This window comes from Blastocatellia bacterium, assembly GCA_016713405.1.
Lineage (GTDB): Bacteria > Acidobacteriota > Blastocatellia > Chloracidobacteriales > JADJPF01 > JADJPF01.
In genome coordinates this window covers 92,409-116,787 of record JADJPF010000011.1, presented here as the reverse complement: position 1 = coordinate 116,787, position 24,379 = coordinate 92,409, and the positions used below count along the sequence as shown (strand labels likewise).

The 24,379-nt window shown below is 34.9% G+C and carries 17 protein-coding genes and 1 pseudogene; 3 read left to right on the top strand and 15 right to left on the bottom strand.

The window, feature by feature from the left end; all coding sequences use genetic code 11:
* Window positions 1-41: 41 nt before the first annotated feature.
* Together IPK14_15170 and IPK14_15165 are read left to right on the top strand one after the other, a co-directional pair.
* On the top strand, window positions 42-2,678 hold the full coding sequence (locus IPK14_15170; protein ID MBK7994666.1) for a replicative DNA helicase: 2,637 nt from the start codon (window positions 42-44) through the stop codon (window positions 2,676-2,678).
* 282 nt (window positions 2,679-2,960) lie between these two features.
* Window positions 2,961-3,821 (top strand): zinc metalloprotease, encoded by an 861-nt coding sequence (locus IPK14_15165; protein MBK7994665.1) that lies wholly within the window; start codon window positions 2,961-2,963, stop codon window positions 3,819-3,821.
* Window positions 3,822-3,901: 80 nt separating this feature from the next.
* Here the strand turns inward: IPK14_15165 and IPK14_15160 are convergent, their stop codons facing one another.
* The 4 genes from IPK14_15160 to IPK14_15145 all read right to left on the bottom strand — a co-directional run bounded on the left by IPK14_15160 (window position 3,902) and on the right by IPK14_15145 (window position 10,011).
* Entirely contained in the window at window positions 3,902-4,990 is a 1,089-nt protein-coding gene (locus IPK14_15160; GenBank protein ID MBK7994664.1) for a serine/threonine protein kinase, read from the bottom strand.
* Window positions 4,991-5,008: 18 nt separating this feature from the next.
* Window positions 5,009-5,557, bottom strand: a complete 549-nt coding sequence (locus tag IPK14_15155; GenBank protein MBK7994663.1) for a sigma-70 family RNA polymerase sigma factor — start codon at window positions 5,555-5,557, stop codon at window positions 5,009-5,011.
* Between the two features lie 119 nt (window positions 5,558-5,676).
* Complete coding sequence (locus IPK14_15150) at window positions 5,677-6,816, bottom strand: SDR family oxidoreductase (protein MBK7994662.1); 1,140 nt, start codon at window positions 6,814-6,816, stop codon at window positions 5,677-5,679.
* Between the two features lie 186 nt (window positions 6,817-7,002).
* The gene (locus tag IPK14_15145) at window positions 7,003-10,011 is read right to left on the bottom strand and encodes a TonB-dependent receptor (GenBank protein ID MBK7994661.1); all 3,009 of its coding nucleotides are present in this window, start codon (window positions 10,009-10,011) and stop codon (window positions 7,003-7,005) included.
* Window positions 10,012-10,597: 586 nt separating this feature from the next.
* Here IPK14_15145 and IPK14_15140 point away from each other — a divergent pair.
* Window positions 10,598-12,409 carry a VWA domain-containing protein gene (locus IPK14_15140; protein ID MBK7994660.1) on the top strand — a complete coding sequence of 604 codons (1,812 nt, stop codon included), beginning with the start codon at window positions 10,598-10,600 and terminating at the stop codon, window positions 12,407-12,409.
* Between the two features lie 46 nt (window positions 12,410-12,455).
* Here IPK14_15140 and IPK14_15135 read toward each other — a convergent pair whose 3' ends face one another.
* The 11 genes and pseudogenes from IPK14_15135 to IPK14_15085 all read right to left on the bottom strand — a co-directional run bounded on the left by IPK14_15135 (window position 12,456) and on the right by IPK14_15085 (window position 24,368).
* Window positions 12,456-13,133, bottom strand: a complete 678-nt coding sequence (locus tag IPK14_15135; protein MBK7994659.1) for a hypothetical protein — start codon at window positions 13,131-13,133, stop codon at window positions 12,456-12,458.
* Window positions 13,100-13,807 carry a hypothetical protein gene (locus IPK14_15130; GenBank protein ID MBK7994658.1) on the bottom strand — a complete coding sequence of 236 codons (708 nt, stop codon included), beginning with the start codon at window positions 13,805-13,807 and terminating at the stop codon, window positions 13,100-13,102. The genes IPK14_15135 and IPK14_15130 overlap by 34 nt, the downstream gene beginning before the upstream one ends.
* Window positions 13,808-14,017: 210 nt before the next feature.
* Window positions 14,018-14,611 carry a hypothetical protein gene (locus IPK14_15125; protein MBK7994657.1) on the bottom strand — a complete coding sequence of 198 codons (594 nt, stop codon included), beginning with the start codon at window positions 14,609-14,611 and terminating at the stop codon, window positions 14,018-14,020.
* Between the two features lie 44 nt (window positions 14,612-14,655).
* The gene (locus tag IPK14_15120) at window positions 14,656-16,134 is read right to left on the bottom strand and encodes a serine/threonine-protein kinase PknK (GenBank protein ID MBK7994656.1); all 1,479 of its coding nucleotides are present in this window, start codon (window positions 16,132-16,134) and stop codon (window positions 14,656-14,658) included.
* A gap of 157 nt (window positions 16,135-16,291) precedes the next feature.
* Window positions 16,292-17,626 carry a glutamate-5-semialdehyde dehydrogenase gene (locus tag IPK14_15115; protein ID MBK7994655.1) on the bottom strand — a complete coding sequence of 445 codons (1,335 nt, stop codon included), beginning with the start codon at window positions 17,624-17,626 and terminating at the stop codon, window positions 16,292-16,294.
* Between the two features lie 35 nt (window positions 17,627-17,661).
* Window positions 17,662-18,834, bottom strand: coding sequence for a glutamate 5-kinase (gene proB / locus IPK14_15110; GenBank protein MBK7994654.1), 1,173 nt, complete (start codon window positions 18,832-18,834; stop codon window positions 17,662-17,664).
* A gap of 19 nt (window positions 18,835-18,853) precedes the next feature.
* Window positions 18,854-19,672 carry a pyrroline-5-carboxylate reductase gene (proC, locus tag IPK14_15105; GenBank protein MBK7994653.1) on the bottom strand — a complete coding sequence of 273 codons (819 nt, stop codon included), beginning with the start codon at window positions 19,670-19,672 and terminating at the stop codon, window positions 18,854-18,856.
* 70 nt (window positions 19,673-19,742) lie between these two features.
* Window positions 19,743-20,897 (bottom strand): sulfate adenylyltransferase, encoded by a 1,155-nt coding sequence (gene sat / locus IPK14_15100; GenBank protein MBK7994652.1) that lies wholly within the window; start codon window positions 20,895-20,897, stop codon window positions 19,743-19,745.
* A gap of 32 nt (window positions 20,898-20,929) precedes the next feature.
* Window positions 20,930-21,946, bottom strand: coding sequence for a hypothetical protein (locus IPK14_15095; protein MBK7994651.1), 1,017 nt, complete (start codon window positions 21,944-21,946; stop codon window positions 20,930-20,932).
* A gap of 79 nt (window positions 21,947-22,025) precedes the next feature.
* Window positions 22,026-23,351 (bottom strand): hypothetical protein, encoded by a 1,326-nt coding sequence (locus IPK14_15090; GenBank protein ID MBK7994650.1) that lies wholly within the window; start codon window positions 23,349-23,351, stop codon window positions 22,026-22,028.
* A gap of 167 nt (window positions 23,352-23,518) precedes the next feature.
* Window positions 23,519-24,368, bottom strand: a pseudogene (locus tag IPK14_15085) (SDR family oxidoreductase).
* Window positions 24,369-24,379: the final 11 nt, after the last annotated feature.

Below are 24,379 nucleotides of genomic sequence, written 5' to 3'. Positions count from 1 at the left end.
ATTATATTGGACGTTTTTAACTTCTGAAAGTGATTATAAAAATGTCAAAAAACCCTAAATCTTCTCCTAAAGATTTAACCTTAGAACGTCCTCTGCCACATAATTTAGAAGCAGAACGAGCGGTATTAGGAGCAATTTTGCTAGATAATAGCCTTTGTAATCAAGCAATAGAACTTCTAAAAGTAGATGATCTTTTTTTTGACTCTCACCGACGTATTTTTGAAAAAATGATAAATCTTTCAGAAGTTAGTCAGGCCATAGATTTAATTACACTTCAAGAACAGCTTTCTCGAACTGCTGAACTAGAACAAATAGGAGGTGTGGCCTATCTAGCAAGCCTTTTAGATGGTGCTATCCGTATGGGTAATATTGATAGCTACGCTAAGATCATTAAAGGAAAAAGCGTACTCCGTCGCCTAATTACAACCTCTAATCAAATTATTCATACCTGTATGGATCAAGAAAATGATCCTTATGAGATTTTAGATGAGGCAGAAAAGCTTATTTTTCAAATTGCTGAAGACCGAGTTCGTACAGGCTTTGTTAGCATTTCTGAAATAGCACAACAGCATTTAGAGCTAATAGAAAAAATGTCTCAACGCCAAGAAGTAATGTCTGGCATACCTACTGGTTTTACTGAACTAGATCGCTTAACTAATGGTCTGCAACCATCTGACTTAGTAATTATTGCTGCTCGTCCTAGTATGGGAAAAACTGCCTTTGGCTTAAACATTGCTCAAAATGCTTCTATTGCAACAGATAAAATTGTAGGCGTTTTCTCGTTAGAAATGACTAAAGAAGCTTTAGTTTCTCGTTTACTTTGTTCTGAATCCCAAGTTGATGCACATCGTTTGCGAGGAGGATTTCTTAATCGGGATGAGTGGGCGCGTTTAGGTGCAGGTCTTCAAACTATTTCACAATCAAGAATTTTTATTGATGACACGGCTGGAATTTCAATTTTAGAAATGCGTGCCAAGGCTCGTCGTCTAAAAGCAGAGCATGGTTTAGATATGCTAATTGTTGATTATTTACAACTAATTAGAGGCAGAGGAAAGATAGAAAATCGCCAACAAGAAGTTTCTCAAATCTCGCGCGACTTAAAAGCTTTAGCAAAAGAACTAAATATTCCTTTAGTAGCACTTAGCCAACTTTCCCGCGCTCCAGAAACCAGAACCGAGCATCGCCACCACCTAGCTGATCTTAGGGAATCTGGTTGTCTTAGTGGAGAAGCCTTAGTTTATTTGCCTGACATTGGTCATTACTCTCCTATTAAGGATTTGGTTGGCAAAACCAATTTTCAAGTCTTAGGCTTAAATACTAAAACTTGGCAACTTGAGCCAGCTATTGTAACTAACTCATTTTCAACAGGAAAAAAAGCTGTTTATAAACTAACAACCCAACTAGGGCGTACCATAAGAGCAACTGCAAATCATAAGTTTCTTACAATAGATGGTTGGAAACGCCTTGATGAGCTAGATACTACCAGTCGCATAGCTTTGCCAAGACAACTTCCAGAAACAAATATTAAAAGCATGACTGATGCTGAACTAGCTTTGTTAGGTCACTTAATAGGTGATGGCTGTACTCTGCCGCGTCATTCAATTCAATATACAACTAAAGATTTTTCTTTGGCAGAAATAGTAGTTAATTTAGCTAATCAAGTTTTTGGAGATAGCCTTGCTCCTCGTATCAAAAAAGAGCGCACTTGGTATCAAGTTTATTTATCTGCAAAAGAACGACTTACACATAATAAGCGAAACCCTATTGCTGCTTGGCTAGATAAATTAGGAATATTTGGGCTTAGATCATATGAAAAGAAAGTCCCTAAAGAAGTATTTGCCCAGTCCACAGAAGGTATTGCTTGTTTTTTACGTCATTTATGGTCAACTGATGGGTGTATTAAGTCTTATCCAGAAAAAACTCATTATCCTAGTATCTACTATGCTTCTAGTAGTTTTGAATTATCAATTGGCATTCAGTCACTTTTATTGCGTTTAGGTATAAATGCTACTCTATCTTGTCACGCTCAGAAAAATAAAGGTCGTGATCAATATCACGTAACAATAAGTGGTAAAGCTGAAATTGAAACATTTCTAAATAAAGTTGGGGCAATAGGTCAGGATAAACCATTACATTCAAAAGTTATTTTAGAGCAGTTAGCATGTCAGCCTGCTAACACAAACCGAGATACTTTACCTGCTCAAGTTTGGCAACAACTAACGCCATCCATAACATCTTTAGAAATATCTCATAGACAACTACAAGCATCTTTGGGAATGGCTTATTCTGGCAGAAGCCTTTATACACAAAACCTTAGCTGTGAAAGAGCCTCTAAAGTAGCAAAAATAATTCAATCTGAAGAATTATCTATTTTGGCTGAAAGTGATATTTACTGGGATAAAATTGTTTCAATTGTGCCTGATGGCATCGAAGAAGTTTATGATCTTACAGTTGATGAATTACATAATTTTATATGTAATAATACATTAGTACATAACAGTATAGAGCAAGATGCTGACCTAGTTATGTTTATTTATCGGGATGAGGTCTATAACCAAACAGAAGAAAATCAAGGAGTTGCAGAAATTATCATTGGTAAACAAAGAAATGGGCCTATTGATACGGTTAGATTAGCTTTTATCAAAAACTACACTCGTTTTGAAAATCTCTATCAGTAAATTTACTTCTAAAACTTAAGCTGGAAAAAAGTAGGAAAATCCTGGAAATTTTCTGTCCACTTTTTCGCATCCTTGCGCCTTACATATCAAAAGCTAAAACACAGCTTAAAAATCTTATATAAAAAAGGCTTATCAGAAAAGGAAATCAAAATGACAAAATTTAAAGTAATGGCAATTCTTGTAGCAGTATTATTAACAGCAGGTATTTTTTTAACAACTAATAGTCAAGCAACTCCTAATGCTCAAGGCCCTGCAATGGGTAGTGAACCTACTACAGGTGAAATGGAAGATCCAAATGAAACCGTGCCATTTACTTTAGGCGACACAGAGTATGTAAACCAACGTGCATTTGTAGAAAGTGGCCGCCGTTGTGGTTCATATCTTAATCCAATCAAAATGGAAGCAGCCGAAAAAGATTTTCAAATCAAGTTAGCAGCATTAACTGAAGCTAACGGTGGAATCCTTCCTCAAGCTCCAAGAACATTTAATGTTTATTGGCATACAATCACCAAAGGATCAGGTGCGGCTAATGGTGAAGTAACAGCAACCCAAATTCAAAACCAAATCAATGTGTTAAATGCCGCTTTTGCTTCTACTGGTTTTTCTTTTAAGTTAACTAGCACTGATACTACAGTTAATAGTACTTGGTACACAATGACTCCAGGCTCAACGGCTGAAAAAAACTGTAAAACAGCCCTGCGTAAAGGTCAAAAAGGAGACTTAAATATTTATACAGCTAATCCAGGTGGAGGATTACTTGGTTGGGCAACATTTCCATCAAGCTATGCAGGCAGTCCAACAGATGATGGGGTAGTTTTACTTTTTTCATCTCTACCAGGAGGAAGTGCAGTGCCATATAACCTAGGCGATACAGGCACACATGAAGTAGGCCATTGGGCAGGACTTTTTCACACATTTCAAGGGGGCTGTGCAGCTAATGCTACAACAGGTGGAGATAAAGTAGCAGATACACCAGCAGAAAAAAGTGCTGCTTTTGGTTGTCCTACTGGTCGGAACACTTGTTCTAGCGCAGGTGTAGACCCAATTAAAAATTTTATGGACTATAGCGATGATTCTTGTATGGATCATTTTACTACTGGTCAAGCTACTAGAATGAATGACCAATGTAGTATCTATAGATAAAAGTTACGAGTAACAACCCTCTCAAACACAAAAATAAAAACAGGTCAAAAGCCTGTTTTTTTGTTTTGGCTAAATATCAATTACAAAATACTCTTAAATGCTTTAAGTAATTCATCTGCGCTTTGATATCTGTTTTGTGGAATGGTTATAAGAGCCTTTTGCAAGATTTTGTCTACTTCTTTAAATAAATTAGGTTGTAAAATGGATGGAGCAATAAAATTTCCACCCTTTACTTTTTTTGTAATTAGTTCTTGAAAATCACTGGTTAAAATAGGTAATTGTCCTGTAATCATTTCATAAACAATTACACCTAAACTGTAGATATCTGATGTCTGACTAAGATTATAGTTCATTAATTGTTCAGGAGACATATAGTTAGGTGAACCAATTATTGCTTCTTTAGATGTTAAAGCTTCACCCTCATTAGTAATTTGTCCATCAAATTCAAGTAATTTAACAATACCAAAATCTGCTAGTTTTATTATTTCCTTTCCATCTTGTTCACCAATAAGAACATTAGAGGGTTTGAGATCACGATGTAAAATTTTACGTTTATGAGCTAACTCTAAAGCACTGCATAAGGGTTCAAGGATTTCTACACACCTGCTTAAAGGTATTGGTGCAAATTCTTCTATGTAATCAGCTAAGGTTTTAGCCTTAAGGTATTCCATTACTATAAAAAATATTCCATCCTTATTTTGGCTAAATTCTAGGACTTTAACTATATTTGGATGAGACAACACCCAACCAACCCTAGCTTCGCGGCGAAAGCGTTTTACAAACTGTGCATTATTCTTAATAGCTGGTGGCATTATTTTAATAGCTACTTGATTGCCTAATAGCAGATGTTTACATCGAAAAACCGCACCCATTCCACCTGTTCCTATTAATTCTTCTATTAGGTAAGTATGATTAAATTCTGTACCTATCAGGGAATTAAAAAATTGGTCATTAGGGTTTTTTGCTTCTACCAAAATAGTTGTTTCTATAGGCTTAGTTTCTGATAGAAAATCATCTGCGCTTTCATGGTGGAAAAGTAAAGATTCTACTTCCTTACGTACAGCTTCATCTTGGCAATTATTTTTAAGATAAATTTTTGCTTGAGCAGGCTCTAAGTCTACTATTTGCTCAAATAGCGACTTAATTTGTTTCCATTGTTCAGTGGTCATTGATAATTACCTAGATTCCTAACTTAATTCCCTATGTAGCCAGGCCTTAGCCATTGCCCAATCAGTTTTAACGCTAGTTGCAGAGATTCCCAAGATAGCTGCGGTTTCTTCTATTGTTAAGCCACAAAAAAAGCGTAGTTCTACTATTTTAACTTGCATTGGGTCTATAGTTTCAAGTTTGCTAAGAGCTTGTTCTAAAACAAGTAGATCTATATCTTGAGTCATAATGCTTTTTGCTATTCCTGTTAAAGTTATAGCAAAAACTTCACCTTGGCGTTTTTGAGCATTTTTCTTACGAGCATAATCTACAAGCACCCGCCTCATTGTATTAGCAGCTATTGCCATAAAATGGGAACGGTTGGCAAAATTATTATTATCTTCTAATAAGCTTATAAATGCTTCGTTAATTAATGCTGTTGTTTGTAGGGTATGATTACTTCTTTCTGCTCGAAGATAATGATTAGCTAGTCTGTGGAGTTCTTTATAAATTATTGGTATTAATTCTGATAAAGCTTCTTGGTTCCCTTTCTGCCATTTTTCTAATAAAATAGTGACGGTATTAGACATTTCTAGTTTCTCTCAAGGGTGTTTTGTTAAATTAAGATAGAGGTCAAGCGCAGCACTTCCTATAGTAACTTAGTAGATAGATATTAACAAAACATCTTTTGCAAGGCTAAAAATTATTGTCAACGAAATTCTTTTTTTAAGGCATAACGAACTACAACAGGTAAATAGTCCCGAAAAGCTGGACAGCTAATTTTTGTATTTGATAAGGCTTTTCTAGTAGCACTATCATCAAAAACTTTTTCTGAAATTATATAAGGCATATGACGTTGGATTTGTTGCCAGGCACGGTGAAAAAGCTGTTCTGAACGCTTACGCATTGTGCCTTCCATATTTTCTATTAAGTTTGGTGTAATAATTTCTGGACGTGCTATAAGCTCTTTACCTATTTCTTTATTATAATCATTAAACTCTCTAATACAGCTATCCACCATTTCATACATATTAATGCTTTTATCAGGGCCTGCTGTTAAATGAAAGGTTTGATTAACAGTATTGGCTTGTTGAGCAATAGCAACAATTGCATCACAAACATAATCTATTGGAACAATATCTAGTTTTAATTCTGGTTGGCAAGGTAGAAAAGTTAATTGTCCAAAATAAATCCATTTCATCGGTTCATAAATTACATAAAAATGCGGGGTACGACCAGAAATAGAATCTCCAGCAATAATGCTTGGTCGATAAACAGTAATAGGTAATTCATCAAATGCTTTCCTTAAAAGCATTTCAGATTCATATTTTGACTGTTCATAGGTATTAAAAAAACTTTGTTCACAATCTAGTTCTGTTTCTTTGACTATGCCAACTCTATTACCAGCAACATAAGCTGTAGAAACATGGTTGTATCTAACTAAGTGTCCTAGTTTTTTTACCTGTTGAGCAAAACGTAAAATATTTTCTGTTCCAACATAATTAATACTTCGAGCTTTCTCTAAAGGCTGGTCAAATCTTGTATTAGCGGCAGAATGATAAATTTCATTTACTTGACTAGCTATAGTGTTATATTCGCTTCCAAGACCTAAGTCTTCTTTTTCAATATTTCCAGCTAATGCAACCACTCTATTTTTATCTTTTGAGTCAATATCTATAAAATCTAATATTTTTTCTCGTCTACTTACAAGTTCTATTTCATTTTCTGCTCTTAGCAAAATATAAATTATCGATTCTTTGTATTGTTTTAGTAGCCGTGGAAGCAATTCTCCAGCTAAAAACCCACTTGCCCCTGTAAGAAGTATTGCTGGCTGATTATTATTTAACATAAGACTTAAGTATTTCCTAGTAATATTCTCTAAAGTAGAAAATATTTATAATACATATTTTGATTTTGGCAAAGTCAAGTTAGTTAAAACACCTTAGTTATCTAAAAATAAATTTATTTTAGTAATGAAAAAAGTTAGGGTAGCAGCATTTTGCTACTACCCTAACTTTTTGTTTAGATAAACAAATTAAAATATATAACGAACACCAACTTGAGCTTGGAAAGGAGAACCAGCAGAGTTATTTAGAAGATAGCGTCCATTATTGTCACGTAAGCGACGGAAATTGATATTTGGTGCAACTTGTACTAATTGACCATTTTGCACAATGGTGCCTGGGCCAAATACTTGGTTAGCACCACCTACTTGAACATTATCAAACCCAAGTAAGTTAAACATTTCAATTGAAAATAAAAGTCGGCCACGTTCATTAGGAACAACAAAGCCTTTTTGCAATCTTAGACTGATATCAGAAAAACTAAAATTGCGGAAAGTGTTACGTTTAAACTCTTGACCATTGATAATGGGTCTTTCATTAATAGCAGTATCTCTATTTAAGTCAGTACCTACAAGAGCAGAAAAAGGTGTTGCAGAAGTAAAACGAGAAGTTGCAGAAATTTCAAACCCATATGGCAAACTATAAAGACCATTTAAGGTTAGTTGATGACGTTGATCTATGTTTGAGAAGTTATAATCATTTCTCAAATTAAATGGATCAGCATATTGTAAACCTGCAAAGTTACGTTCATTGTCATCATCAGAATAGTTTGTTGACAAGGTGTAATAAGTATCAAATACAAATTTAGATTTGCGTACATTAAGCGAGAAAGTAACAGCACGATAAAGAGAACGAGCAGAAGATTGTTGTGAGCGAATTAAAGCAAATCTTGGGTCTGGACGTGGATTAGAGAAAATACGACGACCTGTAGGATCAATAACTGGAGGGCCTAAGTTAACATCTAGCAAGCGTTGCAATCTTGTAGTATTAATATAAGCAAAATCAACACCAGCTAAAATTCCTGGAGCTATTTGATGTTCTACACCAGCATTAAACTGTACTGAGCGTGGATTTTGGAAATTTGGATCAAAGAAAGCTACAGTTAAAGCACTTGTTGGCCCGGCAAAAAGCTGTCTAAATTGTGCTTCACTAAAAATAGGTAGATTCCCTAGGGGCGCAGTGCTAAGATTAATTCCAACACTGTTAAAAGCACTAGCAATGCTAGCGGCCCCGTTTAAGGTGACACCAAAACCTACATCTAAATTACCACCATTATTAGTAATAGCTTGGTTATAAAGTAGTAGTGGGGTACGGCCATAGAAGAGACCACTACCAAGACGAACCACAGTTTTACCTTTATTGCCTACATCCCATGCAATACCTAAGCGAGGAGCAAATTGATTAGTTTGATCTGCAATTGTAGTTGCTTGAGGAGCGCGAAATTGAGGGCTAGTAGCAGGTAGTAAATCTGGGTTATAGTTAGCTTCATAACGAAAACCTGGTGTAATAGTAAGTCCTGGCAATGGTCGCCATTCATCTTGAACATAAATTGCTAATTCTTTTTGAGATGCAGCAAATGCACCACTACCAACAAATTGGCGAAACTGTCCTGGTCTACGTGCAATGAAATCTGCTAGAGTATCAAAACGATAAACACCACCAGCATCACTACGGAAAGTTTGATCAACAAAAGCTCGGTTAAAGTCAAACCCAAATTTGAAAGTATGTTTACCAGCAACTAAAGAGATGTTATTAGTTACTTGATAACGATCATCAAATTGTTCAACAGGTAAGAAGGCTCTTCGTCCATAAATAGCAACATTTGCACCATTATTACGAACTGTTACTTCAGGGCCTGTTCCATTATTCTCACGTGGTCTTTCTTCACGAGCAAATTGGAAGCGGAACTCATTTAATAATTTGCTAGAAATTATTGATGTTAGTTGAGTTACTATTGTATAGGTTCGATTTTTTTCTGTCCCATTGTTAGAAAGTGCATTAATTGTAGTGGCTTGGAGTAAGTCACCAACAGTTGTAGCATTTTCTGCATTATTATTACTATAATTAAAACGAGCAGAAAGGTTATTGTTGGTAAGTAGCTGATGATCAACACGTCCTAAAATAACCTGAGAATCATTAGTAGTGCTAAAATTTTCTTCTGGAGCAACACCTATAAGAGCTTGTCCGCCAGCAGTATTACGAACATTTTGAGTATCTAAGTTAGGAAAAAGAACTCTTACAGGTTGATTTACTTTTTGAAAATCAAAAGCACTAAAGAAAAAAGTACGATTCTTAACAATTGGGCCACCTATTGAACCACCAAATTGTTGTTGACGAGCTAAAGCTTGACGTTCAAAAGCATCTTGTGCAGTTAAGCCTTCATCACGGATTAAATAAAAGGCTGATCCATGAAAATCATTTGTACCAGATTTGGTAATAACATTAACAACACCGCCTGTTGAGCGTCCAAATTCAGCAGAGAAAGTATTACGAGCAACTTGGAATTCTTGAATTGCTTCTTGACTAACTGTAGGAGCAAAGCCAGAACGTTCCCCGCCACGAATACCACCAAAGAATGGTTGGTTATAGTCAGCACCATCAATGTTAATATTTATATTAATACCACGTTGTCCAGAAACAGAAAGACCATTACGAGTTGGTTCAACAGAAACAGCAGGAGTTAAGAGCAAGAAATCTTGGAAACGACGGCCATTAGCAGGTAAATCACGGATTTGTAGATCACCAATAACTTCTTGTGCAGAAGTACGACTGGATTCAATAGTTAAATCTGAGCCTGAGTTAACTTCAACTACAATACTAGTATCTGCTACATTAAGGCTAAAATTAGCATTTATAGAGCTTCCTAAAGTAACAAGCACATTCTGCATTGCAGAAGAAAACCCTGTTATTTTGACAGTTACTTCATAGGGCCCGGCTGGAACCAATGGCACAATATAAATTCCTGCATCATTTGTTACAGCTTCCCTAGTATAGTTTGTATTTACATTACGGACGGTTACTTCGGCTCCGCCTAGAGCAGCACCCGTTGTATCAAGTACCTGTCCTGTGATCTGACCGCCTGTTGCTGAAGATTGTGCAAAGGTATTTCCCTCTAACGCACAAAATATCCCTAGTAACAAAGCGACCGATACAGCTAAACGTATTAGGGAGCTAATCCCCCAGAGGTTAGCTGGTACCATAGTAAGTCCTCCTCCTCTAAAAAGGTAGAGTTAATTTTTATTTGTTTCATTGGAAAAATTTAAGATTTTTTTGCCAATATGTTTGATTAAAATGCGAAAGTCTGTTGCTATTATATTAATATCCATTGCAAAGGTCGAGTAACAAAAACGCAACATTACATAAATTTTTCGGCAAATCATTAAGAAATTGTAAATTAGGTAATCAAGTTAGGCGGATATTACTAGTAAGTTTAGTTGGTATACTATTAGTTATACTAATAAAGAGTTTATAGAGAAGATTTAGATTTGTTTTTGATTTATCTTTTATGAGGGAAGCTAAGTTGGTGTCAAAACTGCCGGGTTGTTTTGAGACCAACTCAGTAACGATATGTTAAACCTCTTGTCAATTAACGCGAAAAATTTTTGGAAATTGGGGAGTAAATCTGGAAAAATTTTCCAGATAAATTAAAAAACTTTTTCCTATATTAAATTTTTCCTAAAGAGAATAATTTAACATAGCCCAAAGCAACTTTTTTCTGTTACTTTAGCACTAAGAATTCTAAACCTTTACCCAATCCCTAAAAAATCCCTACTTTTTGAGGTTGTTATGCAAAAAAGTTGGTGGCCTATTCTTTCTTTAGTAATTAGCCTTACAATTTTATTTCCTTCATTTCTTAACCCAATTAATGTTTTAGCTCAGTCTCGCAAGGTGACTAAAACTAGTAAATTTACTCTTACATTACCTGCCTTAAATCTACTACGTGTAGAAAACCAAATAGGAAATATTAAAATCTCTGCTGGACAAAATAATAGTATAATAGTGCAAGCTATTTATCGTAATAATTCTAATATAGTTATTAAGGAAAAAGAGATCTATTTAGAAAAAGAAAGTGATCAAATTTACCTTAAAACTTTACCTAATCAGTCAACTAACCCTATAGATATAGAAGTATTAGTACCTGAAGGAATGAATTTACGATTATCTAGCAGTACAGGAAATATAGATGTTAGTCTAGCCGTTAATAGCTTAGTAGCAAATACTAGTAAAGGTAATATAAGCTTAAATTTACCTGAAACAATAGATGCAGATATTTCTTTAGCAAGTGGTTCTGGAATAGTTCGAGCAGAAAATTTACTTAAAACAACAACAAGTGCTACTAATTCTCCTACACGTTCTTTTTATAAACGTTTAGGCAAAGGTGGAGCAATAATTTCTCTTATTAGTGAACAAGGGAATATTACTTTAAGCAATAGTTATGTTAAGTCAAACAATATAGCTTCAACAAATACAACTCCAAGAAATATAAATTCAACACCTGCTAATATTTCTATCAGCAAACTTCCTTCGGATTCAACTGCAAACACCTCCACAAAACCTAGTCCAAAACTAGATGATGATTCTGCAAGTATTGTTGGCACAAATAAACCTAATAAAATTACAAAACCTGAACTACGTCGTAATGATGCAACAGATTCAACTTTAGCAAGCAATAGCAGTTCTTCTATTGCAAATAGTAATGATGGCAAAGATGCTAATAATGATGACGTAATTAGAATTGAATCCGAATTAGTAACACTTAATGCTAGTGCGGTAAATTCTTTTGGACAGCCTATAACTAATCTTACAGAAACAGAATTTTTACTTTACGAAGATGGAATAGAACAAGAAATAGTTCATTTTCAATCAGTTAATACCCCATTTAATTTAGTATTACTAATTGATTTAAGCGGTAGTCTAAAAGAAAAACTTAAGCTTATTCGTAAAAGTGCTTGGTCATTTATTCAAGCTACTCGTCCAGAAGATAAAGTAGCAATAGTTACTTTTAGTGGTTCAGCACGCTTAATTTGCCCTTTAACCAATGACCGAGAGCTTTTAAGACAAAAAATTGAAAGTATTAAAGATGCTGATGGTGGAACAAACTTTTATGATGCTTTAGAGCGTTCTTTACTTTGGTTACTACAACAAGCTCAATCAGAACGTAACTCAATTGTAATAATGACAGATGGAGTAGATAATGCTCTGCCCGGTGTGCCTGGCCGAGGTTCATTAATTGGTTTTAATGAACTGCTGGCTAAAATCCAGGAATCAGACACAATAGTTTTTCCTATTTATATTAATACCGAAGAAGAAGTAATAAATGAAACTGGTTTAGATGTTTCTGAAGCTTATTACTTATCCCGAGAACAATTAAAAACTTTATCAGATGCTACAGGTGGAAGTATATTCTATGCTAATAGACTAGAAGATTTGTCAGGATGCTATGAAAAAGTAGCAGCAGAACTTCGGACAATTTATAGTTTAGGTTATTATCCAACTAATTCAGCACATGATGGAGCTTTTAGAAAGATTCGTCTAAAAGCAAAGAAAGACAATGTTAAAGTAAAAACAAGGCGTGGATATTATGCAAAGAAATCTTAAAATAGTGGCAGCGCAGGCATCTTGCCCGCAGAAATCTTAAAATAAGTTAGCTAAATATTTGGGCATAAGCAGTATAGACTTCCTCTTTATTTTCCAGGAATTTAGCTACAGTATCTGGACTATCTAGCTCTTGTTTTAATCTATTGATCACGTCTATGGCTCGAACCATATGTTCAAGAGCTAGTGTTTCTTCTGCTTGTTTTTTTAGACATTCAGCTAAACCAAAATGGATCCGCCATTGAACTTCTAAAAAAGGAATAGTTTCTGATATTTTTAAGGCGTTTCGATAATTGGCTATAGCATTTTCAACAGAACCTACGCTAGCTTCAGCATCAGCTAAAATTATTATGCCTTCACAATAAGCAATCATCTCTTTTTGTTTAGCTAAACCATTAGTAATTTCCCGTAATTTATCTAAAATAGATGGGTCAGGCTCTATCATAAGATCTAATTTAGCAAGCTCTTTTGATACTGTTAATTGCCCCATCTTATCGTAAGTTTCCTGCATAATAGAAAAACTACGAGAAAGCATTTCTTGAGCTAGCTCAAAGTTTGGCTCTGCACTACGTAAATAACTTCGTCCTAATACATAATATTGATAGCCTTCCCAGTTACGCCAGCCATAGTTATGAGATATTTTAATTCCTTCATCTGCCAGGTCTTTTACTTTAGAAAGATTATTTTCAAAATCTAGTGACCAGGTAGAAAAAGTAAAACCTGACATTGTGCAAAAGGATCAGAAGCAAATTTAGCTAAATGATGTGCTTCTTCAATATAGCTTCTGCCTTTACGCCACTGTCCAGTAATATGTAGTAGATTGCCTAGTGTAGATAACGAGCGAGCTTGTAAGGATATATCTCCAGCTTGTTTAGATAATTCAACAATTTGTTGGAAAAGTGTCAAGCTTTCTGAAATAGGAGTAATACGAACTCTACACCATGCCAGATAAAACATCATATATCGTACACATTCTTCATCATTAATCTGACGTGCCAGTACTAATCCTCTGGAACCCAGGTTAAACCCTTCTGTGTTACGACCTGTCCAAAAACATAATTCTGTTAAAACCAAATATAATTGGGCTTGAAGTTCAGGAGCATTTAAGCGTTCAATAAATTCTTTTACATCTTCTGCTTCTGTTTGTGCTTCCTTAAAATTACCTAAACGCATTAAAGCAATAGCTCGTTTAAGCCTTGTTTGACCTGTCAAACGTCGATAATTTGTTACATTTATACTAGTATCTGCTTCTTCAGATAAACGATTTAAGGCTTCTTCTGCATAACGAGAAAGCCTAACGACTTCATCCATAGCCTGTTTACTTAAAGCTTGTTCAATTGCCGTTGAGCTATGTTTTAGAACCGCTTCCCATTCTCCAGCAGAATAAAAATGATAAGTCAAAGCACTACTAGTTACTTCTGCTTTTCCTACATTGAGTTTAGCTATTGCTAAAGCTGCACGAGAATGAAGCCTCCTCTTTTGTCTCTTAGGAATTTCATCATAAATAACTTGACGAATAGTTGTATTGTAAAATTGGTATTCATCCTTATTTGTTTCTTCATCATCTTGTAATAAAGCCTCTTTTACAGCCCTATTTAATAACTCTTCAAGCTAATTTTCATTAATATCTAAGATCAATTGCAGAAGTTCAAAACTAAAATTATCTCCAATTATTGCTGCTGCTGCTAATACTTCGCGTAGTTGTTCACTACAAGCTTCAAATTTATAGCGCACTACATTTGTCACCGTATCAGGTAATTTTACCTCATCAAATCCACTTCCATACCAAACAGAATTTTGAAAAACTATTTTTTGGCTACTCATTAGTAGCTTAATTACTTCTATTAAGTATAAAGGATTACCTCCTGTTAACTGATAAAGTATATCTACATCTTTTTGGCTAACTTCAATACATTGAAATATAGCTTGAAGTAAGGTATTAACTCCTTTTTTATCAAAAGGATGTAGTTCCATTTTCTCATAATGAATATATTGTGCTTGTTTAATTAGCCAAGAGCGAAAAGGATGTGTTTTAGATTTAGTTTCTTCTGAATGAGACCCACCTATAAAATAAAATTTACGTGTTTCTGTAGTTCTAAGTAGATAGCCTACGAACTCAAGACTTAAAGCATCTGCCCACTGTATATCATCTAGGATCATTACAACAGTACGATTTGGGGCTAGTGAAGTAAAAGTACTAGCCAAACTAGCAAAAAGTTGCCATTTTTCTTGACTATTAGTCTCTGGAACTAAAAGTTTACTATCTCTTTTGCTGAATTAGCATTAATAACTGAACTAGCATTAATAAAAGGATTAGGCATACTCTTAAGCAATCCTGTAGAAACTAATCCTGTTAATAACTGCTTAAATGTTCTTAATGGTTCATTAATACTACCACCATAATCAAAAAATTTACCTAATAAAACTACTGCACCTTGTTCATTTGCCCAATCTCTAAACCTGGTTAGCAGTTGTGTTTTCCCAAGTCCAGGACTACTAATAATAAACATTGGGTTTGCTCTACCCTCACAAGCTTGGAGAAATCCATCTTGTAGCCTTTTTACTTCCTGTTCTCTTCCAATATAACAATTAAAATTTGGCTCTAGTTGTGATGCTACTCTTGTTCGTACAGATAAAGGATCTTCTACCCTAAAACCTGCACTGGAAGTAGATAAAATAGCCCCTTCATTAAGTGAATTAAATAAACTATCAATTAATTCTCTGGCTGTTTGATAGCGTTTAATAGGTGTTTTCTCTAAAGACTTTAGTATAATATTATCATATTTACCTAGTAATTTTGGATTTCTCTGGGATGGTGGGTCTGGATCTGTATGAGCATGAGCCATCATTACTTGCATACTACGCTCAGATTGAAATGGTAATGTGCCTGTAAGCATTTTATAAAGTACTACTCCTAGCGAATAAATATCTACACTATGAGTAATAGGTTCGCCCAACACAGATTCAGGTGCCATATAAAAAGGTGTACCAAAGATTTGCCCTTGTTGGGTTAAAGAAACTGCTTCCTGTTCATTAGCAGCACTAAGACGAGCAGTACCAAAATCTAAAACTTTTATCTGCTCCTTACCTCCACTATCTCGGCAAAGCATTAAGTTTGCAGGTTTAATATCACGATGAATAATACCTAAGCTGTGAGCTATATCTAAGGCTTGTGCTACAGGATATAAAATTTCCCAAGCTCTTTGAGGTGTAACTATAAGTTTTTCAGCTAAATATTGTTCTAGGGTTTGTCCTTTAACAAACTCCATAACCATAAAAAACAAACCATCTTCTGTACTATTAAAATCATAAACAGCAACAGCATTTGGATGAGCCAAACGACGGACGGCTTGAGCTTCACGACGAAACCGGGCAAGCATTACAGAATCCTGGGTATGTTCCTCAGAAATAATCTTTAATGCAACTGTGTCACCTATTCCTAAATGTCGTGCGCGAAAAACTGCGCCCATTCCACCTTGGCCTAACTTTTCTTCTATTTGGTATGTACGGTTTAATACTTTCCCAATTAAACCAGTCCAAATATCTGGTTTTTCTAATTTATTTTCTTTATTTTCTTTATTCTCTTTGTTTTCTTTGTTCTCTTTATTACGTAAGGAAGGACGAATAGAGTTATCTCTTGGAGCAATATCAACTACAGTAGTTCCATCAGCAGGACAGAACTTAGTATTATCCGGCCATTGTTTGCCGCACAAGCTGCAAACTTTCATCTGTATGACTCCAAAAATGAGATTTATATTTACTAATTTTTTAGACTTAAATTTTACAAAAAAGGCTAATCGACATAACTAAAGTGTTATTAGGAATCTTTATATATTACTCGCCGAAAGAGTAGCAGACAACTGAAAGCTTGCAAGAGAAATCTTCTTATTTTTGTAAAATTTTATGCTTAAACTCTCTAGCATTAACTCCACTATAAGTAGCAACTATTTGTCCCGATCCATAAAGCTTATATTTATAGGAAACAAGTCCTTCAAGTCCAACCGGGCCACGCGCATGAAGTTTACTTGTGCTAATACCTACTTCTGCACCAAACCCATAACGAAATCCATCAGCAAATCTAGTAGAAGCATTATGATAAACCCCTGCTGAATCAACACTATTTAGAAACATTTCTGCTGTTTGTTTATTCTCGCTAATGATTGAATCTGTATGAGAAGAACCAAAATTATTGATATGATCAATGGCCTCATCTAAAGTATTAACTATTTTTATTGATAAAACTAGATTGCAATACTCTGTTTTCCAGTCTTCAAGGCTAGCTTCCTTTATTTCTAGTCCTTTTAGTAACTCCTTTGTTAATAAACAAACTCTTAACTCAACATTTGCAGCTAAAAGCTGATCTGCTAATTTTGGTAATATATCTCTAGCTATGTCTTTGTGAATAAGCACTGTTTCAACAGAGTTACAAGCTGATGGATATTGAGTTTTTGCATCATTAACTATACTAATAGCTTTTTCTATATCAGCATCTTTATCAATATAAATATGACAAAGTCCTTCAGCATGCCCTAAAACTGGAATACGGGTATTATTTTGGATATATCTAACAAGCTCATTTGAACCACGAGGAATAACTAAATCAACATAAGAATCTAGTGCTAGGAGTGCGTTTATTTGCTCGCGTTCTGTTACTAACTTAACGCTAATTGTTGGTATTTCTGGAAACTTGTCAAGTGCTACTTTTATTGCTTTTACTAGTGCTAAGTTGGAGTTGGCCGCTCTTCGTCCACACTTTAAAATAACTGCATTACCTGACTTTAAGGCTAAAGCACTAATTTGTGTTACTGCATCTGGCCTGGATTCAAATATAACTAGCAAAACTCCTAGAGGGCAACTTACTTTTTCTAGTTCCAGTCCATCATCCATCAAGGTTCTAGCCAAGATTTTTCCTGTAGGGTCATCTAGTGCAGCAACAGTTCTTACACCTTCAATCATTCCAGCTAATTTAACTTTATCTAATTTAAGCCGGTCAAATAAGGATTTAGCTATCTTACCGCTGGCAACTAGGCTACTAGCCTCTTTTTGATCCAACTCATTAGCAGCTAAAATTTCATCCTGTCGCTTTTCTAATTCTTGAGCAATAGCTAATAAAGCTTGATTTTTTACTGAAGTATTAGCTACAAGTAATCGACGAGAAGCTATTTTAGATTCCTTTGCTATTTTGCTAACTTCATCTGTAGCTAAATTAGGTGTAGTCATTATAACCCCTTATAAATCATAATATTAATAACTAACTAGCTTAAAATAACAATATTATCTCGTGTTATTAAAGCATCATAATTTTTTTGTGCTACTAAATATTCAATCTTATCTGACTGGATACCAATTAATTTTTTTGCTTCCTCACTAGAATAATTAACTATTCCACGAGCATATTCTAAACCTGACTCATCAGTAATACTTACAACTTCTCCACGATCAAAATTGCCTTCTAAATAAACAACTCCAGCAGGCAGTAAAGATGCTTTTTTCTCTAATAACGCACTCTTAGCACCACTATTAGTAACAACTGTTCCTGTAATTGTTGAAGCAAAAGCTATCCAACGCTTTTTACTAGATAAATGACTAACAGGTAAAAAAACTGTCCCAACAGCCTCTCCTGCTAATACTCTATCTAATATTCCTAAAGCTTTACCATTAACAATTACTGCTAATCCACCAGAGTTTATAGCAATTCGAGCAGCTTCTATTTTAGTTTTCATCCCACCCCTACCCCTAAGACCAGCACCCTCAGCTATGGCTTCAATTTCAGGTGTAATTTTAGGTACTACAGGAATTAATGTAGCATCTTTATCTTTTGTAGGATTACTAGTATATAGTCCATCAACATCAGAAAGAATAATTAACATATCAGCAAAAATTTTACTCATTACCAAAGCTGATAATTTATCATTATCTCCAAAAACAGGTATTTTTCCTTGCTCTGCTGTTACAGTTCTTTCTAGTTCTAAAGTAGAAACCGTGTCATTTTCATTAATAATGGGTACTACACCCATTTCAAGTAGCTTTAATATGGTATCTCTAAGATTTATATAGCGAATCCGATTAGTAAAATCATCTTCTATAAGAAGTATTTGTGCAGTTATTACACCTAATTTTTCAAAAGCATCTTCATAAACTGACATTAAGCGGCTTTGTCCAATAGCAGCACAAGCTTGTTTTAATATTAATTGTTTTGGTTTTTGAGGGAGTTTTAAGCGTTGCGCACCTAGCCCAACCGCACCAGAGGATACAATCAGCACCTCTTTATTCTGCTTACGTAGGTTTGCAACAGATTCTATTAAGTTATAAATACGCCCTAAAGCAATTGTGCCATCATCCCGCATAATTACATTAGTACCTATTTTTATTACTATTCTTTGGGCATTGGTAATATGTTTTCTTATTGCTTCATCTAATTTATTCATATTAAGTTAGTTAACTGTTTTATTTTCCTAAATCTCCTGCTACTTTAGCGGCTGTTTCAACACCTCGTGCTAGTACAGAACGAATACGTCCATCTTCTAAAGCTAAAATACCAGCAATAGTGCAGCCAGCAGGAGTAGTAACATCATCCTTTAATGCTGCTGGATGCTTGCCTGTAACTAAAACCATTTCTGCCGCGCCTAAAGTCATTTGTGCAACTAGCTCTGTAGCAATACTTCGCGGCAAGCCTCTCATAACTCCGCCATCAGCTAAAGCTTCAATAATTATATAAATAAAGGCTGGCCCGCTTGCAGAAAGTCCTGTAACTGTATCCATATGTTTTTCTTCTAATTCAGCAAAACGCCCCATAGTAGAAAAAATTTCTTTTGCCAATGCTACATGCTCATCTGTTGCTGTAGTTCCTTTTGAAACAACTGTCATACCCTTACCAATAAAACAAGGTGTATTTGGCATTGCTCTTAACACTGGGCAATCTGTTCCTATAATATTTTCTATAAAATTTGTTTTCGTTCCAGCAGCAATAGAAATAACTAATGGATTATGCTTAAGCGCAGATTTTGAAACTAAAGAATTTGCTATTTTTTCAATATCTTTAGGTTTAACAGCCAAAATAACAATATCTGCTTTTTCTGCTACTGCTATATTATCTGTTAAACATTCAATTCCAAGTTCATTTTTAACCTTTTCTGCGTGGGCTTTTGTACGCACAGTAGCGCAAATTTGGTTTGGCTCAACCACTTTAGAGCGCAACAGTCCATTTACTACAGCACGTCCCATTGTCCCTAAACCCAATACAGCTATATTTTTATCAGCTAACATTTGTTCTCCTAAAAACTAAAGTTGTATTAATTAAACTTTTTTTAAATTTAATTAATACAACTAAAAAGTATTACTGTTTCATTGAATCTATTAGAATTTGTGCGACTTCTGGACGGGTAAATTCTACAGGTGGAATTTCTCCTTGTTGCAACATATCTCTTACTTTAGTTCCGCTAAGGAAAACATGATCATTGCTAGTATGTGGACAAGTTTTAGCCGAAGCCATTGCACCACAACGACGGCAAAAGAAAGTATGGTCAAAAAACATAGGTGTAATTGCTAGTGCTGCTGGGTCAAACTCATCAAAAATATAATGAGCATCATATGTGCCATAGTAATTTCCTACGCCGGCGTGATCTCGGCCAACAATAAAATGTGTACAACCATAATTTTTACGCATAATTGCATGAAAAATAGCTTCTCTTGGCCCTGCATAACGCATTGCTGCTGGTAAAACAGAAAGCAAAGTATGTTTTGCAGGATAGTAATTTTCTAGTAAAACTTCATAACAGCGCATCCGAACATCTGCTGGAATATCATCAGATTTTGTTTCCCCAACAAGTGGATGAAGTAACAACCCATCAACAACTTCCATAGCACATTTTTGAATATATTCATGCGCACGGTGTACAGGGTTACGTGTTTGAAAAGCAACTATTCTACGCCATTTCTTTTCAGCAAAAGCCTGTCGGGTTTGTGTTGGAGTAAGCCGATATTCTGGAAAAGAGACATTTAGAGGATGATTTACAACTTTAACATCTCCTGCTAGTAAAACTTCGCCTTGTTTATAGAGCGCGTTAACACCGGGATGTGCTTCTTCTGTTGTGCGGTAAACGTGTTGTGCTTCTTTTTCCTTATCATAAGTATATTTTTCTGTAAGCGTTAATACTGCTAATAAATGCTCTGAAGTTTGATAAAGAGCTATTTCTTGACCTTCTTTATAGCCATCAGCAACTTCTTTGCTAGTAGACAAAGTTATAGGGATTGTCCAGGGCAAACCAGATTTTAAGTGCATATTCTTACAAACACTTTCGTAATCTTGTTGACCCATAAAACCTGTTAAAGGTGAAAATGTGCCAATAGTAATCATTTCCAGGTCTGATACTTCTCTAGCATTTAAGACAATTTGCGGCATATCTTTAGCACGAGAGATTAAGTCTTGTCGTTCTTCGCCCACTACTTCTCTATTAATTAGTTGTCCCCCGTGAGGTTTAATTGTTTCCATTTACTTGCAACCTTCCTTATTAATATTATCTATTAAGAATATTTTCTTATTGGCATTTTTATAAAAGGCCAATAAGCTTTTACAAATAATTTCGCAGGCTCAAACGCTTCTGCAAAACCAATATTTTCAACTGTTTCTGTTTCTAGCTCTAGTTTTTGTGATGCTAAAAATCTTAGGTAAAAAGGCCCTTGGTCAACTTTGTAGGTTTTTTCTATATTTATAATTAAGTTTGTTTCCTTAGAGTTAAGCTTTATTTGGGAAAAATATTCTACTCCCATCAAATCTTTCTTTGGCTTAAATTGATATATAGCTTGATTACAATAAATTGTTTTACCCTCATCATTTAAAACCATCAAAAAAGCTTCTGGCTCATTATTATTTTCAATAATGTAGTAAATTACTGTTTGCTCTTTGGGATGAACACGTCCCCAATGCCATCTTTTCATATCCTTGTGCATTGGTTGAGAGCCATAATTGTGATCATGATAGCCAATTGCTTGCAAAGCGATTTTACGTTTTTTAATTAATCCAGTAATAGTCAACTCTCCGTGAACTTGGCAGCGAGGCGCGACACAATTCCAAATATGTTCACTTGTTTTTGACGGCCAATTTATAGAAGGGAAAAACTCTGGCTTAAAAGCTATTTCTCCCTCTACTTTTCTACCCCAAAGAGCTAAATCATTGATTTTAATCAAAAAACCTTGCTCTTGATCATAAGTTAGTAAATTATTTCCTACTTTGACATCCACTTTACTTTCAGAAGCAAAAAAATTTTTACTAGTATATTCACTTAATATATAGGCTATGGGGCGAGCATTTTCATAAAGACAAAAGTAAAAAGCTACATGGTTGCTAGGATCTGCTAAGCCTTTTCCTTCCTCTAATTGGACAATTTTTTCATTATAATAAGGAGAAAAAGGTAGACCATAAAAAAAAGTGACTACAAAACTATAACCATTATCTGCAATGGCATCAAAATACCACCATTCATAAGAACTATTGCCTAATTTATGCCAAACATCATCACTAAGATCAGAGATAATTTTCATAAACAAATTAAGAAGATAAAAGCCTGTAAGAATTATTTCTTACAGGCTTTTAAGCAAAATCTTTATTTAACTTAATAATTTATAAGCTAGAACCAGCACTTGCACTTTTATGATGTACTGGTGTTTCTGATGGTTTAACAGCCTTTTCATCTTTAGCTGTTGTGGTTTGACCATTAGATTTTAATACTTCTAAAGCTTTCTTTAACTGAACATCATCGGCTGTAGGCTTTTCAATAGGTAGTTGTGGGCTTTCTACTTTAGCTTGATCATCTTCTTCTGCTTCATTATCTTCTGGTAGAATTTCTTCTGCTACAACTGCTTTTGCTTCAACTGTTGGAATAATTCCTGGGCTTTCCTTTAGAAAAGCTACCCCACTTGGATCAGCATATCTACTAATAGTTAGTAACATTGCAGAGCCATTTTTTAATTCAAATAATTTCTGTGTTGAACCTGCTCCAAAAGTCTTTTCACCAACAAGTTCACCACGTTTATTTCCTAAAATCGCGCCTGCAATTACTTCACCTGCATTTGCTGTACTACGATCAACTACTAAAGCAATTTGACCATTAAAAATAGCTTTGCTTGCATCAGCTTCAAAGGTTTTTTCTACAGCATTTTTATGGCCTATAACTTTTGCAAGTGTACCAGATTTAACAAATAAATTTGCTACCTCTACACCTGTTTCAATCGAACCATTAGCAGCACCACGCAAATCTAAAACTAGCTTTTGCATACCTTTACTTTGAAGTTCTGCTAATTGTTTTTTAATTTCTGCTGCTTTGCCATCAGCTAAAGAAGTAACTTTTAGGTAAGCAATGCCTGATTCTAAAATATTAGATTCAATTGCAGGTTGGTTTACAACTGCACGTTTAATTTTGGTTTTATAGGCACGGCCACGACGAAAAACTTTTAATTCAAGTTCTGAAGCCGCTTGTCCTGATAATAGTTCTTCTGCATCATATAGGGTGATATCTCTAGTCGGTAAAGTATCAATATACTCTATAAAATCTCCTGCTCTTAGTCCGGCTTGCTCTGCTGGTGAGCCTTTTAAGGCAGAAACAACATAAATATAGCCTGATACTTTAGAAATAATCATACCTGCGCCAGCTAAATCTGTACGGGGGGAATTAAATTTCTTTACTTGTTCTGGACTTAGGTAAGCACTATAAGGGTCTAACCCATCAGCTAAACCACGTAATGCACCGATTTTAACTTTTTCTAAATCTGGCTCATCAACATAATCACGTACAATATGACGTAGGACTTCACTAAAGATCCGCATTTGTACATAAGGATCCCCTTTAGCAAAAACGTCCTTATGAACTGAAAGAAAGCCGCCAACTACAGCATAGAATGCTATGGCAGCCGATAAAGCAACAATAAGAAGTTTTCCTTTTAGCGACATTCGCCCCCCTAAAGAAAATAGGTTTTTAATTATCAAAATTAATATAAGTTTTTGATGCAGTTATCAAATAAGCTGTTGTGCTTAATTTGGTAGAGTGCTGCCCTGATAATACACCATCAACAAGCTTAGCTGCAAGATTTGAAAAATTATTAATTTCCTACCTGTCCTTATAAAGAGCTATCCAAATTAGTTAACTCTTTGCTAAGTTGCCAAAGCCTTTTAGCTATCCCTTCATCATAAGAAATAGGTTTAGAGTTATGTTGCTTTTTCTTAATAAAATATTTGCCTGTCACCACTTGAACTTCTGTAGAACTAGCTAAATAAATGCTAGTTTCTGCTCCTTCTTTATCACTAATAGAAAATATTTTTAAGTATAGTTGTATAAGCTTTCCAATTAGTCCTTTATTATTTATTCCAAAATTTGTACCTACTACCCCAGGATGTAGCGCGTTAGCAGTAATTTTTGTTTTAGATAATTTTCGAGCTAACTCATAGGTAAATAACACATTAGCTAATTTAGACTGGCAATAAGCTCCCCAACCAGAATATTTTTTCTCCTTGTAAGTTTTCAAAATCAATATTTCCATTTTCATGCGCTACAGAAGATACATTAACTACTCTAGCCGCCTGACTAGCTTTTAAGCTATCTATTAGTAAATTTGTAAGTAGAAAATAATTTAAGTGATTTAAGGCCCAGGTCATTTCAATATTATCTGGGCTTAACTCACGAGATAAAAATAAGCCTCCTGCGTTATTGACCAGTACGTCTAGCCTAGGGTAGGAGCCAGTAAATTGTTTAGCTAGTTTATGAATTTCTTTTTGACTAGTTAGATCTGCTGCAATAAAATCGACTTCGCTATTAGCAGTAAGTTTTTTAATTTCTTCTACAGTAGAAGCACATTTTTCTTTACTTCGGCTAACTATAATAACTTTTGCACCTTGTTTAGCTAAACTTTGAGCCGTTACTTTTCCAATTCCAGATGTAGCTCCGGTGACAAGACAAATTTTTTCTGCCATTGGTTTAGAAG

Bases quoted from the DNA above. Each gene is read 5' to 3' on its own strand.
- sat (MBK7994652.1), bottom strand. From the start codon at position 20,897: ATGGAAACAATTAAACCTCACGGGGGACAACTAATTAATAGAGAAGTA.
- IPK14_15120 (MBK7994656.1), bottom strand. From the start codon at position 16,134: ATGAAAGTTTGCAGCTTGTGCGGCAAACAATGGCCGGATAATACTAAG.
- IPK14_15165 (MBK7994665.1), top strand. From the start codon at position 2,961: ATGGAAGATCCAAATGAAACCGTGCCATTTACTTTAGGCGACACAGAG.
- IPK14_15095 (MBK7994651.1), bottom strand. From the start codon at position 21,946: ATGAAAATTATCTCTGATCTTAGTGATGATGTTTGGCATAAATTAGGC.
- IPK14_15150 (MBK7994662.1), bottom strand. From the start codon at position 6,816: ATGTTAAATAATAATCAGCCAGCAATACTTCTTACAGGGGCAAGTGGG.
- IPK14_15145 (MBK7994661.1), bottom strand. From the start codon at position 10,011: ATGGTACCAGCTAACCTCTGGGGGATTAGCTCCCTAATACGTTTAGCT.
- IPK14_15115 (MBK7994655.1), bottom strand. From the start codon at position 17,626: ATGACTACACCTAATTTAGCTACAGATGAAGTTAGCAAAATAGCAAAG.
- IPK14_15090 (MBK7994650.1), bottom strand. From the start codon at position 23,351: ATGTCGCTAAAAGGAAAACTTCTTATTGTTGCTTTATCGGCTGCCATA.
- proB (MBK7994654.1), bottom strand. From the start codon at position 18,834: ATGAATAAATTAGATGAAGCAATAAGAAAACATATTACCAATGCCCAA.
- proC (MBK7994653.1), bottom strand. From the start codon at position 19,672: ATGTTAGCTGATAAAAATATAGCTGTATTGGGTTTAGGGACAATGGGA.
- IPK14_15135 (MBK7994659.1), bottom strand. From the start codon at position 13,133: ATGTCAGGTTTTACTTTTTCTACCTGGTCACTAGATTTTGAAAATAAT.
- IPK14_15170 (MBK7994666.1), top strand. From the start codon at position 42: ATGTCAAAAAACCCTAAATCTTCTCCTAAAGATTTAACCTTAGAACGT.
- IPK14_15140 (MBK7994660.1), top strand. From the start codon at position 10,598: ATGCAAAAAAGTTGGTGGCCTATTCTTTCTTTAGTAATTAGCCTTACA.
- IPK14_15160 (MBK7994664.1), bottom strand. From the start codon at position 4,990: ATGACCACTGAACAATGGAAACAAATTAAGTCGCTATTTGAGCAAATA.
- IPK14_15155 (MBK7994663.1), bottom strand. From the start codon at position 5,557: ATGTCTAATACCGTCACTATTTTATTAGAAAAATGGCAGAAAGGGAAC.